Origin of the sequence: Pseudomonas sp. NPDC087803 (assembly GCF_044742995.1) — a bacterium.
In the GTDB taxonomy this organism is placed as follows: domain Bacteria; phylum Pseudomonadota; class Gammaproteobacteria; order Pseudomonadales; family Pseudomonadaceae; genus Aquipseudomonas.
In genome coordinates this window covers 1-18,017 of sequence record NZ_JBIUVO010000063.1, presented here as the reverse complement: position 1 = coordinate 18,017, position 18,017 = coordinate 1, and the positions used below count along the sequence as shown (strand labels likewise).

Here is an 18,017-nt window from a genome sequence, read left to right as displayed (position 1 = left end):
CTTGCTCGCGAAGAGGCCCTGACAAACACCGCAAAACTCAGGCTTCGCTGGTGTCCTTGATCAGGTGCGCCGCCAAGGTCCGCAACGGCCCCAGCTGCCGGCAGATCAACGCCAGTTGCGTCTGCACCAGCCGCTGCCCTTCATCAATCTCGTCCGGCATCTGCTCCAGCTCGTTGGCCAGCGCTTCCTCTTCGTCACTCTGAATCGCCACCGGCTGTTTATTCGCCAGGCCCTGGGCGATTTCGTCGATGCTCGTCGCCAGCTTTACCCCGGCACCATCAATCAAATGCTCACGCACATCGGCTGGTAATTGGGTTTCCCTGTGTGCGCCAAGCCCTGACAGGTAACTCAATAAGGTGTGCGACAGCACCAGGAAACGGAACCCGACATCTGCCTCCTTCCGGAAATGCCCCGGCTCCATCAGCATGTTGGCCAAGGTGGTCGACAGCGCCGCGTCGGCGTTGTGCGCATTGCGTCGGGCCAGGCGATAGGCGAGGTCGTCGCTCTTGCCGGCGGCGTATTGCTGCATGATCTGGCGCAAGTAGATGCTGTTGCAGGTCAGGGTGTTGGCCAGCACCTTGTTCAGGCGTCGGCCCTGCCAGTCCGGCAGGAACAGGAACACCGTCAGGCCGGCGATCAGGCTGCCGAGCAGGGTATCGAACAGGCGCGGCAGGAACAGCCCATAGCCATCGCCGATCTGGTTGAAGCAGAACAGCACCATGATCGTGATCGCGGCGGTTGCCACCGTGTAGCGGGTGGTGCGGTTGGTAAAGAACACCACCCCCGCGGCGATGGCGAAGCACGACTGCACCAGCGGGTTGGGGAACAGATCGAACAGTGCCCAGGCCACGGTCAGGCCGATGGCGGTACCGAGAATCCGCTGTCCGAGTTTGCGTCGGGTCGCGCCGTAGTTTGGCTGGCAGACGAACAGCGTAGTGAGGATGATCCAGTAACCCTGCGACGGGTGAATCAGGTGCACCATGCCGTAGCCGATACTCAGCGCCAGCGGCAGGCGCAGGGCGTGACGGAACAGCAACGAGGTCGGTGTCAGCTGCGTGCGCAAGCGAATCCACACGTCCTTGAGGTTGCGCGGCGAGCGGTCGAGCAGGCTGCTGTCGGTGGCGTCCGCCAAGGCATCGGGGTTGCTCGCGTCACTGAGCAAACGGTCGAGGGTGCCGAGGTTGGCTGCCAGTGCGCGCAGCGAACGCAGGAGGCCGCGCCACGCCGGGTTGCTCTGGATGCGCAGGTGTTCGAGGGAGGCGTCGAGGTCAGTCAGCGCTTCGGCAAAACTGGCGTCGTAGACGAACGGCTGGCGCATCTGGATCGATTCGGCCAACGCGCGGCAGGCCTTGCCCTGCTGGCGCAACAAACGCTGGCAGCGGAACAGCACGTCGCTGTGGAAGAACGCATCGGCCAGCGCGTTGTACGGATAGTGCGAGGAGCTGGCGCGTTCGTGAATGTCCTGGGCGAGGAAGTAGAGCTTCAGATAACGGCTGACTTTCGAGCCCGGACGGCCGTTGCCGACCCGGTGCAGAATGATTTCCTTGGCGCTGTTCAGCGCTGCCACCACCCGACCGTTCTGCTGCGCCAGTTCCAGCCGCCGTCCCTCGACGTCCAGTTGGCGGATCGGCTCGAACAGCGAGGCTTTCAGCTTTAGATAGAAGCCGAGTTCACGGAACAGTCGCGCCAGACTCTGCTGCACCGGCTGATTGGAAAACAGCGCCTGCCACAGCACCGAGAGCAAGCCGTACCACGCGGCACCGGCCACCAGCAGCATCGGTTCGTGCCAGAAATCGGTGACCGCGCCGCCGCGCTGATCGACGCCGATCATGGTGTAGACCGACAGAATCAAGGTCGCCGAAGCAATCGCGCCATAACGCTCGCCGAGCGCGCCGAGCATGGTCAGGCCGAAGCTGGCCAAGGCCAGGGCGATGGCGAACACGATGGGGTAGGGGAACAGCAGTTCCACCGACAGCGCGGCGATACTGAAACACACCAGTGTCACGGCCAGTGCATTAAGGCGGCCCTGCCAGCTGTCGTCGGTCTCGGCCAGGGCGCTGGCGATAATCCCGAGGAACAACGGGATCAACAGGCCCATTTCATCCTGATACCAACACAATGCCATGCTGCCGGTCAGGGCGATGAACACCCGCACGCTGTAGCTGAATTTATCCAGCGCCCACAGGCGCCGCAAAGACTGACGAAACGAGGTCGAGGACATGAAGTGCGAAGGCCTTCCGAGGCGATGCCGCTAAATTGAGCCAGTAATGACGCCGACGCAATGGCGCCGATCACATCTGACAGCAAAAAGTGTTCCTTACTGCATCACACATAACAACTGTAGGAGCTGCCGAAGGCTGCGATCTTTTGATTCTGTTTTTTAAGATCAAGATCAAAAGATCGCAGCCTTCGGCAGCTCCTACAGGAGGCGTGTGTCTTCGGTCAGACGTATTGCGCGGCGGCGTAGCCGGAGGCCCAGGCCCACTGGAAGTTGAAGCCACCCAGATGTCCGGTGACGTCGAGCACTTCGCCGACAAAATACAGGCCAGGGCTTTTCAGCGATTCCATGGTCTTGGACGACACTTCGCGAGTATCGACGCCACCCAACGTGACTTCGGCGGTGCGATAGCCTTCGGTGCCGGCCGGGACGACTTTCCAGCTGCCGAGCTTGTCGGCGATCTGCGCCAGTTCAGCGTGGGTGTACTGCTTCATCGGTTTGGAAACGAACCAGTTGTCCGCCAGCAGATTGGCCATCTTCTTGGTGAAGATCTCGCCGAGCAGGGTTTTCAGTTCGCTGTTCGGGCGTTCGGCCACTTGCTGTTGCAGCCATGCGGCGGTGTCGTGATCCGGCAGCAGGTTGATCTCCACGGTATCGCCTGGCTCCCAGAACGACGAGATCTGCAGAATCGCCGGACCGCTGAGGCCACGGTGGGTGAACAGAATGTTCTCGCGAAAGCTCTGCTCGTTGCAGCTGACCAGACAATCCACCGAGGTGCCGGACAGCTCGGTGCACAATTCTTTGAGCTGATCGGTGATGGTGAACGGCACCAGACCGGCGCGGGTCGGCAGCAGTTCATGGCCGAACTGCTTGGCGACCTGATAACCGAAACCGGTGGCGCCCAGCGTTGGAATCGACAGACCGCCGGTGGCGATCACCAGCGATTGGCACTGAACCTGGCCGAGGGTGGTGTCGAGCAGGTAACCGCTTTCGACCTTTTCGATGGTCTGGATCGAGGTGTCGAGGTGGAGCTCGACGCCGACCTGGTCGCACTCGTCGAGCAGCATGCCGAGGATGTCGCTGGATTTGTTATCGCAGAACAACTGGCCGAGTTTCTTCTCGTGGTACGGCACGCCGTGCTTGGCGACCATGCCGATGAAATCCCACTGGGTGTAGCGCGCCAGTGCCGATTTGCAGAAATGCGGGTTATGCGAGAGAAAATTGCTCGGCTCGGTGTACATGTTGGTGAAATTGCAGCGGCCGCCACCGGACATCAGGATTTTCTTGCCGGCCTTGTTCGCGTGGTCAAGCAGCAGCACTTTCCGCCCGCGCCCGGCGGCAGTCAGTGCACACATCAACCCTGCGGCGCCAGCGCCAATGATCACGACTTCGGTAGAGCGCAAAACGGTGTCCTCTTGGTGGGTCGCTACAAAACAAACTGTGGGAGCGGGCTTGCTCGCGAAAGCGGTGTGTCATTCAACACGATGTCGACTGACAGATTGCATTCGCGAGCAAGCCCGCTCCCACAGGAGATCTTCTTTGGGGCGAAGATCGTTTACAAAACCCGCACGCGCAGCGAACGGCCCTTGATCTTGCCGTTGTTCAGGCGCTGCAGCGCCTGCATGACCACGGTGCGTTCAACCGCCACATACGACTGGAAGTCGAAGATCGCGATCTTGCCGACCTGGGCACCGGGAATGCCGGCGTCGCCGGTCAGTGCGCCGAGAATATCGCCCGGACGGACCTTGTCCTTGCGCCCGCCGGCGATGCACAGGGTGCTCATCGGTGGCTGCAGCGGGGCGCCGCCCTGGGACTTGAGGTTGTCGACCTGATCCCAGTTCAGCGGAGCTTTTTGCAACTGTTCGATGGCTTGCGCGCGATGCGCTTCGGACGGCGCAACGAGGCTGACCGCAATGCCTTTCTCGCCGGCACGACCGGTACGGCCAACGCGGTGAATATGGATTTCCGAATCGCGGGCCAGTTCGACGTTGATCACCATGTCCAGCGCATCAATGTCCAGACCACGGGCGGCGACGTCGGTGGCGACCAGCACCGACGTACTGCGGTTGGCGAACATCGCCAGCACTTGATCGCGGTCACGCTGTTCCAGATCGCCGTGCAGGCCGACGGCGGAAATGCCTTTGGAGGTCAGGTGATCGACGGTTTCCTGCACCTGCTGCTTGGTGAAGCAGAACGCCACGCAGGAGTCCGGGCGGAAGTGGTGCAGGACTTTGGTCACTGCGCTCATGCGCTCTTCCGGAGAAATTTCGTAGAAGCGCTGCTCGATCTGCGTGTCGTCATGGAACGCTTCAGCTTTCACCGTTTGCGGATCACGCATGAATTTCGATGCCAGTTGCTTGATGCCCACCGGGTACGTGGCGGAGAACAGCAGGGTCTGACGGCGCGCCGGGGTCTTTTCGATGATGTCTTCGATGGCGTCATAGAAGCCCATGTCGAGCATGCGGTCGGCTTCGTCGAGGATCAGCGTGTTCAGGCCGTCGAGCACCAGCGAACCCTTGCGCAGGTGCTGCTGGATACGCCCCGGGGTGCCGACGATGATGTGCGCGCCGTGCTCCAGCGAAGCGATCTGCGGGCCGAACGACACGCCGCCGCACAGGGTCAGGACCTTGATGTTGTCCTCGGCACGGGCCAGACGCCGGATTTCCTTAGCGACCTGGTCGGCCAGCTCACGGGTCGGGCAGATCACCAGCGCCTGGCAACCGAAGTAGCGCGGATTGATCGGATTGAGCAGGCCGATGCCGAACGCGGCGGTCTTGCCGCTGCCGGTCTTGGCCTGGGCGATCAGGTCCATCCCCTTGAGGATCACCGGCAAGCTCTGCGCCTGGATCGGCGTCATCTGGGCATAACCGAGGGATTCGAGGTTAGCCAGCATGGCGGCGGACAGCGGCAGAGTATTAAAAGCGGTGGCGATGGTGGTCACGGGACTGGCCTGCAAAACAAAATGTCGCGCAGTGTAGCAGCCCCGTGCCACTTTCCTCGAAAGTTCTGGACGAACAGTGCCTGAAACCCGAGGCAAGGTGATTTATCTGTGGTGAGGGGATTTATCCCCGATGGGGTGCGCAGCACCCCTGGATAGGTTGAATGCGATCAACCTGAAGTAATGAGGGCTTAGATTCTGGGGCTGCTGCGCAACCCATCGGGGATAAATCCCCTCACTACAAAAGCCTCCACCAGACATGACACTGTTCAGTGTTCAATGTGCTCATCCGGATGTTCATCCGGGCGTTTGACCCGTCGACCGTCTTCTTTCGACAGTTGCGAGAAGATCGTTGCTGCCAGCATTGCCATGACCCCGACTGTGACAAACGTCAGCTGGAACGCGCCCAACACGGTCTCGACGCCGTCGTTGCCGATCTCCGCGGTAAACCCGCCGAGCAACGCACCGGCGCAAGCCACGCCCAGACTCAGCGACAACTGCGCCACCACCGACAGCAAGCTGTTGCCGCTACTGGCGCTGGCGTCGTCGAGGTCGATCAGGGTCACGGTGTTCATCGCGGTGAATTGCAGCGAGTTGATCGCCCCCAGAATCGCCAGCAGCCCCAGCAGCAGCCAGTACGGCGTCTGCTCGCTGACCAGGCCCATGCTCGCCAGCATGATCCCCAGCGCGAGGGTGTTGCCGGTAAGGACGATGCGGTAGCCAAGGCGTTCGATCAGCGGGCGCGCCATCCACTTGGCGAACATCGCCGCAGCGGCCAGCGGCAACATGCTCATCCCCGCTTGCGACGGCGAATAGCCCAGCGCCACTTGCAGCAGCAATGGCACGAGGAACGGCAGGGCGCCGCTGCCCAGACGGGCGAACAGGTTACCGATAATTCCGACTGCGAAAGTCCGGGTCTTGAACAGCGATGGCGAAAACAGCGGATTGTCGACGCGCCCGGCGCGCAGCCAGTACGCCGCCAGACACGCCAGACCGCCGAACAGCAGCAACATCACCCGCAGGTGCGGCAAGTGCAGTTCGCCGAGGCCTTCCATGGCGATGGTGATCAGAATCATCGCCGCGCCGAACAGCAGGAAACCGAGGCTATCGAAGCGCGTGCGCTCGCTGCCGCGCAGGTCGGGAATGAATTTCCACACCGCGTAGCACCCGATGAGGCCGACCGGCAGGTTGATCAGGAAGATCCAGTGCCACGTCAGGTATTGCACCATCCAGCCGCCCATGGTCGGGCCGATCAACGGGCCGAGCAGGCCGGGAATGGTGATGAAACCCATGATCCGCACCAGCTCCGAGCGCGGATAGGCGCGCAGCACCACCAGCCGTCCGACCGGCAACATCAATGCGCCGCCCAGGCCCTGAATCACCCGCGCGCCGACCAGCATGGTCAAGGTGCTGGATAAGGCGCAGAGCAGCGAGCCGAAGCTGAACAGCAGAATCGCGCCGAAGAAGATCTTCTTGGTGCCGAAACGGTCGGCGATCCAGCCCGAGGCCGGAATCAGCAACGCCACGGTGAGCATGTAGGCAATGACCACGCCTTGCATGCGCAACGGGTCTTCGGCCAGATCCTTGGCCATGGCCGGCAGGGCGGTATTGAGGATGGTCCCGTCGAGGGACTGCATGAAGAACGCAATGGCGACGACCCACGGCAACCAGCGGGCGGTAATGGCGTCGAGAGGCGGGCGTGTGGGCATGGAACCTCTTGTGGTTGGGGTTAATGCACAGTCTTTTGGTGGGAGCGGGCTTGCTCGCGAATGCGGTGTGTCAGCCACCATAAGTGTTGAATGACACACCGCATTCGCGAGCAAGCCCGCTCCCACATTAGATCTCCATTGTTCTGGAGATCCTGGTCTTACAGGGTCAAGGTCAATCGGCTCACCAGCGCCCCCGGCAGCAGTGCCGATGAGGTATTGCGCTGGCTATACGTGCTTGCCGACAGCAGCAACTCACGCTCGGCGGTCAACGCTTCCAGCTGCGAACCCAGCAGGCTGTAGGCGCTGTCGTCGAAACGCATGGTGCTGACCGGCGCCTGAATCTCACCGTTCTCGACCCAGAAAGTTGCGAAGCGAGTCATGCCGGTCAGGCGCGCCGCCGGTTGATCCGAGTAGTTCAGGTACCACAGGTTGCTGATGTACAGCCCGGTGCCCAACTGCTTGAGGATCTCTGCCTGTGACAGAGTTCCGGCCGCCATGTTCAGTGCACTCGGCATTTCCCCGCCGCTGGCGCCGTTGGCGGTCAGGCCGTATTCGGCGGCACTGCGCGAACCGACCAGTTGATCACCGGCCTTGCCTTCGACGATCAGCCGCAGATCGCTGCGCGGATAACCCTCGCCGGAGAACGCCGGGCTCAACGAACCGCTGACTTGCTCATCCAGCGAGACCAGTGGACTGAACGTCTGATCGCCGACATACAGCTTCTGCAGCGGGCTGCTTTTGCTGGCAATCGACTGCGCGGAAAAACCGCCCCAGCTGAGCATGCCCATGATTTCTTCCAGCGCAGCCGGCGCCAGGTACGCGCGGTATTGCCCCGGTGCGAGGGTGCGTAACGGTCGACCGAGAAACGCCAGTTGCTCGCGCGCCTGCTGGAAGCGTCGGGCGAAGCCTTCGCTGCTCCATTCGTGTCCGGCGTAGCTGGCTTTTACCGCTTCGTCGTTTTCATGAAACAGGCTGAAATCGAAGTTGAAGCTGTTGGCCTGATGCCAGCCGAACGCCCCCGAAGAGCTGGCGAAACCACGGCTGATCGGGCCGGCAGCATAGAAACCGACCAGGTCCAGACCTTCAGCAGCGCTGCAGATTTGCTCGACCACCTGCTCGGTGTCCGGCAGCGGATGTTCCTGCACATTGTTGCTCTGCCAGCCGTTGTGATTGAGCAGCAGGTACGGATCCTGCGGCAGCAGCGGCAGGGTTTCGCGCAGTTGTTGCAGGCCTTCGGCGAGGCGTTGCAGATCGGCTTCCTGATCACCGGACAGAGTGATGTGCAGGTCGGCGTGGCGGCCGTCATTGATCAGCTTCAGCCCGACGTCGGCCTGCTGTACCTGACCGGCCTGACGCACCTTGGCGTGGTTGAAACGGACGAACGCCGAGGATTCGGCGGCATAGCTGAGGGTGAATTGTTCCGGCTCGCGCACGCTGTCGCGCAGCCAATTGACCATGACCTTGAAGGCGTCGGACTGACTCTTCGAAATGCTCATCAGGCGTCTCCCCCAAACACATCAACATTGCTGAATACGCAGGCCGGCGAAGCGTGGCCGACGCGGATCACCTGGTTCGGCTCGCCCTTGCCGCAGTTTGGCGTGCCTAGCACCATCCGGGTGCCGGCATCGCCGACCGCGCGCAGGCTCTTCCAGAAGTGCGCGGAAATACCCCGGTAGTTCGGGTTTTTCACCACACCTTTGAGTTCGCCATTTTCGATCAACTGACCCCACTCGCAACCGAACTGGAATTTGTTGCGCGCATCGTCAATCGACCATGAACGGTTGGTGCTCATCAGAATGCCATGCTCGATGCCGCTGATCAGTTGCGTCAGCGACTGATCGCCCGGCTCGATATTGAGGTTGGCCATGCGGTCGATCGGCGGCCGGTTCCAGCCGCAGGCGCGGCTGTTGGCAACCCCGTCGAGACCGGCACGGAACTGCGACAACGCGCCGCCCAGTGGCCGCAGCAGCAAGCCTTCGCGAATCAGAAATTGTTTGCTGGCCTTGCTGCCGTCGTCATCGTGGCCGTAGCTGGCGAGCTCTTCGGGAATGTCCGGATCAAAGGTCACGTTGAGCAGCTTCGAGCCATATTGCAGGCTGCCGAAGTCGCTGGTTTTGACGAAGCTGGTACCGGCGTAGTTGCGCTCGTCACCGAGGATGCGGTCGAGTTCCAGCGGGTGACCGATGGACTCGTGGATCTGCAGCATCATCTGGTCCGGCATCAGCAACAGGTCGCGCGGGCCTTGCGGGGTGTTCGGCGCAAGCAGCAGTTGCAGGGCCTGATCGGCCACTTTCGGGCCGGCGCCGACCAGGCCGCAACGGCTGATCACGTCCGCGCCACCCTGCTGGCCGAAGTTCTCGCGGCCAAGGGAGCGGGTCTGGCTGTCGTTGCCGTCGTAGGCCGTGACGTCGAGGCCCGGGTAGACGAAACGCTGGGCCTGGCGCAATTCGGCACCGGCGCTGCTCAGGTAAATCTGTTCGACATGGGTGATGCCGATGCTCGCTTCCCAGTTCACCAGGCGCTCATCCTTGGGCACCGAGGCGGATTCCGCGCCAAGCAGCTCGAAGCATTCGCTCAGGGACGGGAAGGGTTGTTCGAGATTGGGTGAAAAGTAATCAGCGCGATCACTCGACACCGGCTGATCGCGCAGGTCGAGCAGGGCCTGCGGCTTCAGTCGTCGGGCCTGTTGCTCGGCGCGTTCGAGGGCGGCTTGCAGGCCTTGCTGCGACAGGTCGTTGGTCGCCGCGTAGGCTTCAACGCCGTTGACCCGCACCGTGAGCATCGCCCCTTCGTCGCGGCTCAGGCTTGGCGGCTCGGCGACGTTCTTGCGCACCGACAGATATTGGCCGGATTCGCGTACATACCGCAGGGAGAAAAACTCGGCGCCCGTGCGCAAGGCAGCGAAGCGCTGCTTGAGCTGGGGGTGGAAATCGAACATTCGGGAACCTCCTTGTTATGGAGTTGCGGGGTGAAGCGATTCGGCGGGGAGGGGTGAAACGGTTGCGCGAGGTCTAGAGTAGGCCTGCGTGGGGGTAGGATCAAGTGAAGAGGGGGTGTAGGAGGATTTACTGTGCAGCAGGGAGTTGGATGCTGATTTGCAGGGCCTCATCGCTGGCAAGCCAGACTCCCACAGGTTTCTCGGTGACCACAATATCTGTGAGCGACGCAAAACCCTGTGGGAGCTGGCTTGCCAGCGATTAGCCGTGACGCGGTATCAAGTCTTACTGAGCAACAGGGGTGATATCACGCATCGGCTTGCCTTTCACTGGCGCATTGCCAGCGACGTAGTAGGCAGCGGTGCTGCGCGGCAGAGGTTTGCGGCCACGGATCTTGTCGGCGATTTTCTCGGCCATCATGATCGTCGGCGCGTTCAAGTTACCGGTGGTGATGATCGGCATGATCGAAGCATCGACCACACGCAAGCTCTGCATGCCGTGCACGCGACCTTCGCCATCCACCACCGCCATCTCGTCGGTGCCCATCTTGCACGAGCAGGACGGGTGGAACGCGGTTTCGGCGTGCTCGCGGATGAACTTGTCCAGTTGCTCATCGGTTTGCACTTCGATGCCCGGGCTGATTTCGCGGCCACGGAAAGCGTCCAGCGCAGGCTGTTGCATGATTTCGCGGGTCAGGCGGATGCCGTCACGGAATTCCTGCCAGTCCTGCTCGGTGGCCATGTAGTTGAACAGGATGCTCGGGTGCTGACGCGGATCCTTGGATTTGACCTGGATGCGGCCACGGCTCGGCGAACGCATGGAACCCATGTGCGCCTGGAAACCGTGCTCTTTCACACCGTTGCTGCCGTTGTAGTTAATCGCCACCGGCAGGAAGTGGTACTGGATATTCGGCCATTCGAACTCTTCGCGAGTGCGGATGAAACCGCCGGCTTCGAACTGGTTGCTGGCGCCGATGCCGGTGCCATTGAACAACCACTCGGCACCGATGGCCGGCTGGTTGTACCAGAGCAGCGACGGGTACAGCGAGACCGGTTGGGTGCAAGCGTATTGCAGGTACAGCTCAAGGTGGTCCTGCAGGTTTTCACCGACGCCCGGCAGGTCGTGGACCACCGGGATGTCGAGGCTTTCCAGCAGTTTTGCCGGGCCGACACCGGAGCGTTGCAGAATCTGCGGCGAAGCGATGGCGCCGGAGCACAGCAGGACTTCTTTGCGCGCTTTGGCTTCAACGCGCTCTTCCGCCGAACCGACCAGGTAACGCACGCCGACCGCACGCTTGCCTTCGAACAGAATCTTGTCGGTCAGGGCGTGGGTGACGATGGTCAGGGTTGAACGCTTCTTGGCGACGTCGAGGTAGCCACGGGCGGTGGAAGCACGACGGCCGTTCGGCGTCACGGTGCGGTCCATCGGGCCGAAGCCTTCCTGCTGGTAGCCGTTCAAGTCTTCGGTGCGCGGGTAACCGGCCTGCACGCCGGCTTCGACCATGGCGTGGAACAGCGGGTTGTTGCCAGCCTTCGGCGTGGTCACGCTGACCGGGCCTTCGCCACCGTGGTAGTCGTTCGGGCCGATGTCGCGGGTTTCCGCTTTGCGGAAGTACGGCAGGCAGTCGAGGTACGACCAGTTTTCCAGGCCTGGCAGTTTCGCCCAGCCGTCGTAGTCCATCGCGTTGCCACGGATGTAGCACATGCCGTTGATCAGCGAGGAACCGCCGAGGCCTTTGCCGCGACCGCATTCCATCCGACGACCGTCCATGTGTGGCTCTGGATCGGTTTCGTAGGCCCAGTTGTAGCGACGACCCTGCAGCGGGAATGCCAGTGCGGCCGGCATTTGCGTGCGGAAGTCGAAACGGTAGTCCGGGCCGCCTGCTTCGAGCAGCAGTACGGTGACGCCTTCGTCTTCAGTCAGACGGGTCGCCAGGGTGTTACCGGCCGAGCCGGCACCGATGATGATGTAATCGAATTCTTGGGACATTGAATGCACCCTCTTTAGATGTGGTCAGGCCAAGATCGCCGGGACGCTGCAAAACCTGTGGTGAGGAGAGAATCCTCTGTGGTGAGGGGATTTATCCCCGATAGGCTGCGCAGCAGTCCTGAAATCAGCGATTGAGATCTATCTGGAGAACAGCAGTGTCTTGAAGGGGGCTGCTTCGCAGCCCATCGGGGATAAATCCCCTCGCCACAATCAGAACACCGAGACGTAATCGCCCAGCTCGACCTGTACCGATTTGATGCGTGTGTAGTTGGTCAGCGAGCTGATGCCGTTTTCACGACCCACGCCCGACTGCTTGTAACCGCCCACCGGCATTTTTGCGTCGGACTCGCCCCAGGCGTTGATCCAGCAGATACCGGCTTCCAGTTGATGAATCACGCGGTGCGCGCGGTTCAGGTCTTTGGTGACGATACCGGCGGCCAGGCCGAAGTCGGTGTCGTTGGCGCGGCGGATCACTTCTTCTTCGGTCTCGTAGGAGAGGATCGCCATCACCGGGCCAAAGATTTCTTCACGAACGATGGTCATCTCGTCGGTGCAATCGGTGAACACAGTCGGCGCGACGAAGGCGCCTTTGGCGAATTTGCCGTCGTTCAGACGCTCGCCGCCGCACAGGACGCGGGCACCTTCTTCTTTACCCTTGGCGATGTAACCCAGCACGCTTTCCATGTGGGCGAAGCTGACCAGCGGGCCGAAGTTGGTGTTTTCGTCTTCCGGGTTGCCGATGCGGATGCGCGCTACGCGCTCGACGATCTTGGCTTCGAAAGCGGCTTTCAGGTGGCTCGGCACGAACACGCGAGTACCGTTGGTGCAAACCTGACCGGAGCTGTAGAAGTTGGCCATCATCGCGGTGTCGGCGGCGCGATCGAGGTCGGCGTCGTCGCAGATGATCAGCGGCGACTTGCCGCCCAGTTCCATGGTCACGTCTTTGAGCGACGAAGCCGAAGCGCTGGCCATGACTTTCTTGCCGGTGTCGGTGCCGCCGGTGAAGGAAACTTTCTCGATGCGCGGGTGCTCGGTCAGCCAGGTGCCGACTTCACGGCCGCTGCCGGTCAGTACGTTGAACACGCCGTTTGGCAAGCCGGCTTCGGTGTAGATCTCGGCCAGTTTCAGGGTGGTCAGCGAGGTGACTTCGCTTGGCTTGAAGATCATCGCGTTACCAGCGGCCAAGGCTGGTGCGGATTTCCACAGGGCGATCTGGATCGGGTAGTTCCACGCGCCGATACCGGCGACCACGCCCAGCGGCTCGCGACGGGTGTAGACGAAGGAAGTGTCGCGCAGCGGGATCTGCTCGCCTTCGATGGCGGGTACCAGGCCTGCGTAGTATTCCAGCACGTCGGCGCCAGTGACGATGTCGACGTATTTGGTTTCGGAGTAAGCCTTGCCGGTGTCCAGGGTTTCCAGAGCCGCCAGTTCATCGTTGCGCTCGCGCAGGATGTCGACGGCGCGACGCAGGATGCGCGAACGCTCCATGGCGGTCATCGCGGCCCAGATTTTCTGGCCCTTTTCAGCGCTGACCACGGCGCGCTCGACGTCTTCCTTGGTCGCACGTTGCACTTGGGCGAGGACTTCACCGTTCGCCGGGTTGATGGCTTCGAAGGTGGCATCGCTGCCAGCGTCGGAGTACGCGCCATCGATGTAGAGTTTTTGCAGTTCGAAACGGGCCATAGTGTCCTCGCAAGTGCATTAGTGGTTGGCGTCGACCACCGCGCTGAAACTGCGGTGGCGGTTCAGGTACCGAGCGTTTTCTGTGTGCTCTGGCTCACCTGCTTGGCCAATTGGAAATCCATGTATTCGTAAGCGATCTGTTGCGCCTGCGCGGTGTCGAAAGCGTCTCCCGACAGCGCGCCGCGCAACCACAAGCCGTCAATCAACGCTGCCAGTCCACGCGCTGCGCTGCGCGCATCTTCGAGCGGCAACACCCGGCGGAACTCGCAGCACAGGTTGGAATACAGACGGTGATCGTTGATCCGCTGCAACCTGTGCAAAGACGGCTGGTGCATGCTGGTGGCCCAGAAGGCCAGCCAGGTTTTCATTGCCGGGCCATTGACCTGGCTGGCGTCGAAGTTGCCTTCGATGATCACCTGCAGATGCGCCCGTGGGCTGCTGTCTGCCAGCGCCTGACGGCGCGCGGTGACGTTCTCGCTGAGGACATTCATCAGATACCGCATCGTGGCGGCAATCTGGCCGTTCTTGTCCCGAAAATATTGACTGATGATGCCTTTCGAGACACCGGCCAAACGGGCGATCAGCGCAATGCTGGAGTCCCCCAAACCGACCTGATCGACCGCTTGCAACGTGGCTTCGATCAGTTGTTGGCGGCGGATGGGTTGCATACCGACCTTGGGCATCTTGCACATCTCCTTAGGCCTTCCGACGGGCGATAAACGCTTATCGGATTGAGGGCCAGTCTATTTTGTTTTGATTGAACGATCAATCAACAAAGAATAAGATCTGCGACAAATCGTCGCTGCCTACAGATTTTTTCTGCTTGTAAATGACGATAGAACGACATCCGAAAATGCTTGAAACCTGTGTGGGGCATGGCGCGGTTCGCTATTCGATGGACGTGTTGAATGGGCAAGACGCTCGGGGCCAGGTTTCGGATGAACGTCCGCACTGCTTTGGCCACGAAAGCGATTCGCAACGCCATTTCGGCAGGTTCGGGCTTTTTTCGGGGTGTCTTTATATCACCCGCCGGTCGGCTGCCAACTAACCGATTGGTCGGGTTCCGTGTTGCCTTGTGTTCTTCTCTCGCACTGCCTGGAGCATTTGTGCCATGAGTTCTGCCTCGCTTATAAAGACCCCGCCCGAGAAGGTGACGGTCAACGGTTGGGTGTTTTACACCTCTACCGCGTTGATTCTGTTGTTGACCGCCATTCTGATCATCGCCCCGCAAGAGGCCGGCAGATTGTTGGGTATCGCTCAGGCCTGGTTGTCGCGCAGCTTCGGCTGGTACTACATGGTGGTGATCGCCGCCTACCTGGTGTTTGTGGTGGGCCTGGCGTTTTCCTCCTACGGCAAACTCAAACTGGGCAGCAAAGACGACACCCCGGATTTCAGTTACGGCGCCTGGGCGGGGATGCTGTTCTCGTCGGGTATCGGGATTTCGCTGCTGTACTTCGGTGCGTCCGAGCCGCTGGACCACTACTTCAATCCACCGGAAGGCGCAGCGGCCACCAACATGGCTGCGCGTCAAGCTGTACAGCTGACCTTCCTGCACTGGGGCCTGCACGGCTGGGCGATCTATGCACTGGTCGGTCTGGCGGTGGCGTACTTCGCTTACCGTCATAACCAGCCATTGGCCCTGCGTTCGGCGCTGTATCCACTGGTCGGCGAGCGTTGGGTCAAAGGCGCGGCCGGTCACGCAGTGGACGGCTTCGGCATGTTCGTGACCCTGCTGGGTCTGGTGACCAACCTGGGGATCGGCTCGCTGCAAGTGTCCTCCGGCCTGGAAAACCTGTTCGGCATGGAGCACAGCAACACCAACCTGCTGATCGTGATCATCGTGATGAGCACCGTGGCGACCATCGCTGCCGTGTCCGGTGTGGAAAACGGCATTCGCCGTCTGTCCAACCTGAACATCGTGCTGTTCAGCGGTCTGCTGATTTTCGTCCTGTTGTTCGGCCCGACCCTGCACCTGCTCAACGGCTTCGTGCAGAACATCGGCGACTACCTCAACGGCGTGGTGCTGAAGACCTTCGACCTGTACGTCTATGAAAGCGACAGCGCCAAGTCTGACCGCTGGCTGGGCCTGTGGACCCTGTTCTACTGGGCCTGGTGGATTTCCTGGGCACCATTCGTCGGCATGTTCATCGCGCGTATTTCCCGTGGTCGTACCGTACGTGAACTGGTCGCTGGCGTGCTGCTGATTCCGCTGGGTTTCACCTTGGCCTGGCTGTCGATCTTCGGTAACTCGGCACTGGATCTGGTGATGAATCAGGGGGCGGTGGAACTCGGCAAGACGGCGCTGGAACAGCCGTCGATGGCGATCTACCAGTTGCTGGAACACTACCCGGCGTCGAAAGTCGTCATCGGTGTGTCGATCTTCGTTGGTTTCGTGCTGTTCCTGACCCCGGCCGACTCCGGCGCGGTAATGATGGCGAATCTGTCCTGCAAGGGCGGCAACGTCGACGAAGATGCGCCGCACTGGCTGCGGATCTTCTGGTCGGTGGTGATCACGCTGGTGACCATCGGTCTGCTGTTCGCCGGTAACTTCGAAGCCATGCAAACCATGGTGGTGCTGGCCGGTCTGCCGTTCTCGGTGGTGCTGGTGTGCTTCATGTTCGGCCTGCACAAGGCGATGCGCCAGGACGTGCAGATCGAACAGGAGCAGGCGCAACTGGCCGAGCGCGGTCGTCGTGGTTTCAGCGAGCGTCTGACGCAACTGGACCTGCAACCGAGCCAATCGGTGGTGCAGCGTTTCATGGACAAGCAGGTCAGCCCGGCGCTGGAAGACGCTGCCGCACAAATGCGTGCACAGGGTCTGGAAGTGCAGACGCTGCTGGGCAAATCCAAGCGCTGCATGGGCGTGCGCGTCGAGATGGAAGAGGGCAACCCTTTCGTCTACGAAGTGAGCCTGGACGGCTATCTGGCGACCCCGACCGAATCGGCCCAGTCCGATGAAGCGCGCCAGCGTTACTACCGCGCCGAGGTGTATCTGCACAACGGCAGCCAGGACTACGACCTGATGGGCTTCACGCAGGATCAGATCACACGCGATGTGCTCGATCAGTTTGAAAGCCATCGGCAGCTCCTTGGCCGGGTGTATAGCTAAACAGCAAGTGCGCGGTGTTTCTGTCTGAAGCACCGTGCCGCATTCTTCGCGAGCAAGCCCGCTCCCACATTTGAAATGCATTCCAATGTGGGAGCGGGCTTGCTCGCGAAGGGGCCATCAGCTCCAACGCTGAACGCCCTGTATTCCGATAAACAAAAACGCCGCGATCCTCTCGCGGCGTTTTTGTGTCCCGGGTTCTTACCCCAGGTTCTTGCCCAGCAACGCGTGATACAACTCGCTGTCGCCGAGAATCCCCACCACATGGTTATTGTCGTGCAGCACCAGTTTGTTGCCGGTCTGATAACGAATCTGCAAAGCATCGCGCATGCCGATATTCGAATCCACCAGTGTCGGTTTGCGCTCCAGCGCTTCCACCGCTTGCCCCGGTGCCCAGTTCTGCAGGTTCAGCACCGAACCGTTCTGCCGTGCACCCTTGATGGTGTTGCCTTCGGCCAGGTCCAGCCACGAGTCGCCGCCCGGGTCGAGGCACACCGAACCGTTGATGCGTTTGCAGTTGTCCAGCGTGCGCATCAGGCTGCGGCCACACAGGACGTTGAGCGGGTTGGTGTGGGCCACGAAGGTGCGCACATAGTCGTCCGCCGGATTGAGCACGATCTCTTCCGGCACGCTGTACTGGATGATCCGGCCGTCCTTCATGATCGCGATGCGGCTACCCAGTTTGAGCGCCTCGTCGAGGTCGTGACTGACAAACACGATGGTCTTGCTCAGCTTGCGTTGCAGTTCCAGCAGTTCGTCCTGCAGGCCCTGACGGATCAGCGGGTCGAGTGCCGAGAACGGTTCGTCCATCAGCAGAATATCGGCGTCCATCGCCAGCGCCCGGGCTAGCCCGACACGCTGCTGCATGCCGCCGGAGAGTTCATCGGGCTTCTTGTTGCGCCATTGGGTCAGGCCCACCAGTTCGAGTTTTTCATCGACCAGCTTGCGCCGTTCCTTCTCCGGGCGACCCTGCATTTCCAGACCGAAACTGATGTTCTCGCGCACCGTCAGCCACGGCATCAGGGCGAACTTCTGAAACACCATGGCGATGCGTTTGGTGCGCATCATTTTCAGTTCGGCCGGGGTGCACGAGGCGATGTCGATCTGCTTGCCTTCGTGCTCGACGAACAGCTTGCCGCGACTCACGGTGTTGAGGCCGTTGATGCAGCGCAGCAGGCTCGACTTGCCGGAGCCGGACAGGCCCATCAGCACGCAGATCTCGCCCTTATTGATGTCCAGGCTGGCCTTTTCCACGCCGACAATCTGCCCGGTCTTTTTCAGGATCTCGCTGCGGGTCAAACCTTGATCGAGAAGTTTCAGTGCTTCGCGCGGATCCTTGGTGAAGATCACGTCGACGTTATCGAAGCGAATTATGCTCATGCGTCACCCCCTACTTTAGCGTCGGGTTGTTTGCAGATACGGTCGAGCATGATCGCCA

At 61.0% G+C, this 18,017-nt stretch carries 11 protein-coding genes; 1 reads left to right on the top strand and 10 read right to left on the bottom strand.

Going from position 1 to position 18,017, the window contains the following annotated elements:
* Nucleotides 1-37: 37 nt before the first annotated feature.
* The 9 genes from yccS to betI form a co-directional block, all read right to left on the bottom strand.
* Entirely contained in the window at nt 38-2,221 is a 2,184-nt protein-coding gene (yccS, locus tag ACIOUG_RS22510) for a YccS family putative transporter (protein ID WP_401068769.1), read from the bottom strand.
* 221 nt (nt 2,222-2,442) lie between these two features.
* The gene (locus ACIOUG_RS22505) at nt 2,443-3,621 is read right to left on the bottom strand and encodes an NAD(P)/FAD-dependent oxidoreductase (protein ID WP_401068767.1); all 1,179 of its coding nucleotides are present in this window, start codon (nt 3,619-3,621) and stop codon (nt 2,443-2,445) included.
* A gap of 152 nt (nt 3,622-3,773) precedes the next feature.
* Nucleotides 3,774-5,111, bottom strand: coding sequence for an ATP-dependent RNA helicase DbpA (dbpA, locus tag ACIOUG_RS22500; RefSeq protein ID WP_401068785.1), 1,338 nt, complete (start codon nt 5,109-5,111; stop codon nt 3,774-3,776).
* Between the two features lie 314 nt (nt 5,112-5,425).
* Complete coding sequence (gene mdtD, locus ACIOUG_RS22495; RefSeq protein ID WP_401068765.1) at nt 5,426-6,865, bottom strand: multidrug transporter subunit MdtD; 1,440 nt, start codon at nt 6,863-6,865, stop codon at nt 5,426-5,428.
* Between the two features lie 158 nt (nt 6,866-7,023).
* Nucleotides 7,024-8,361: a TldD/PmbA family protein gene (locus ACIOUG_RS22490; protein WP_401068764.1), complete on the bottom strand. Its 1,338-nt coding sequence runs from the start codon at nt 8,359-8,361 to the stop codon at nt 7,024-7,026.
* Nucleotides 8,361-9,803: a TldD/PmbA family protein gene (locus ACIOUG_RS22485; RefSeq protein ID WP_401068763.1), complete on the bottom strand. Its 1,443-nt coding sequence runs from the start codon at nt 9,801-9,803 to the stop codon at nt 8,361-8,363. Before ACIOUG_RS22485 ends, ACIOUG_RS22490 begins: the two co-directional genes overlap by 1 nt.
* Nucleotides 9,804-10,086: 283 nt before the next feature.
* Nucleotides 10,087-11,790, bottom strand: coding sequence for a choline dehydrogenase (gene betA, locus ACIOUG_RS22480; protein WP_401068761.1), 1,704 nt, complete (start codon nt 11,788-11,790; stop codon nt 10,087-10,089).
* A gap of 210 nt (nt 11,791-12,000) precedes the next feature.
* Complete coding sequence (gene betB, locus ACIOUG_RS22475) at nt 12,001-13,473, bottom strand: betaine-aldehyde dehydrogenase (RefSeq protein WP_401068759.1); 1,473 nt, start codon at nt 13,471-13,473, stop codon at nt 12,001-12,003.
* 62 nt (nt 13,474-13,535) lie between these two features.
* Complete coding sequence (gene betI / locus ACIOUG_RS22470; protein ID WP_401068758.1) at nt 13,536-14,156, bottom strand: transcriptional regulator BetI; 621 nt, start codon at nt 14,154-14,156, stop codon at nt 13,536-13,538.
* Nucleotides 14,157-14,584: 428 nt separating this feature from the next.
* Here betI and betT point away from each other — a divergent pair, with 428 nt between their 5' ends.
* Nucleotides 14,585-16,582 carry a choline BCCT transporter BetT gene (betT, locus tag ACIOUG_RS22465; protein WP_401068756.1) on the top strand — a complete coding sequence of 666 codons (1,998 nt, stop codon included), beginning with the start codon at nt 14,585-14,587 and terminating at the stop codon, nt 16,580-16,582.
* 198 nt (nt 16,583-16,780) lie between these two features.
* On the opposite strand, the gene choV is transcribed toward betT, so the two are convergent.
* The gene (gene choV, locus ACIOUG_RS22460) at nt 16,781-17,959 is read right to left on the bottom strand and encodes a choline ABC transporter ATP-binding protein (RefSeq protein WP_401068754.1); all 1,179 of its coding nucleotides are present in this window, start codon (nt 17,957-17,959) and stop codon (nt 16,781-16,783) included.
* Nucleotides 17,960-18,017 lie beyond the last annotated feature (58 nt).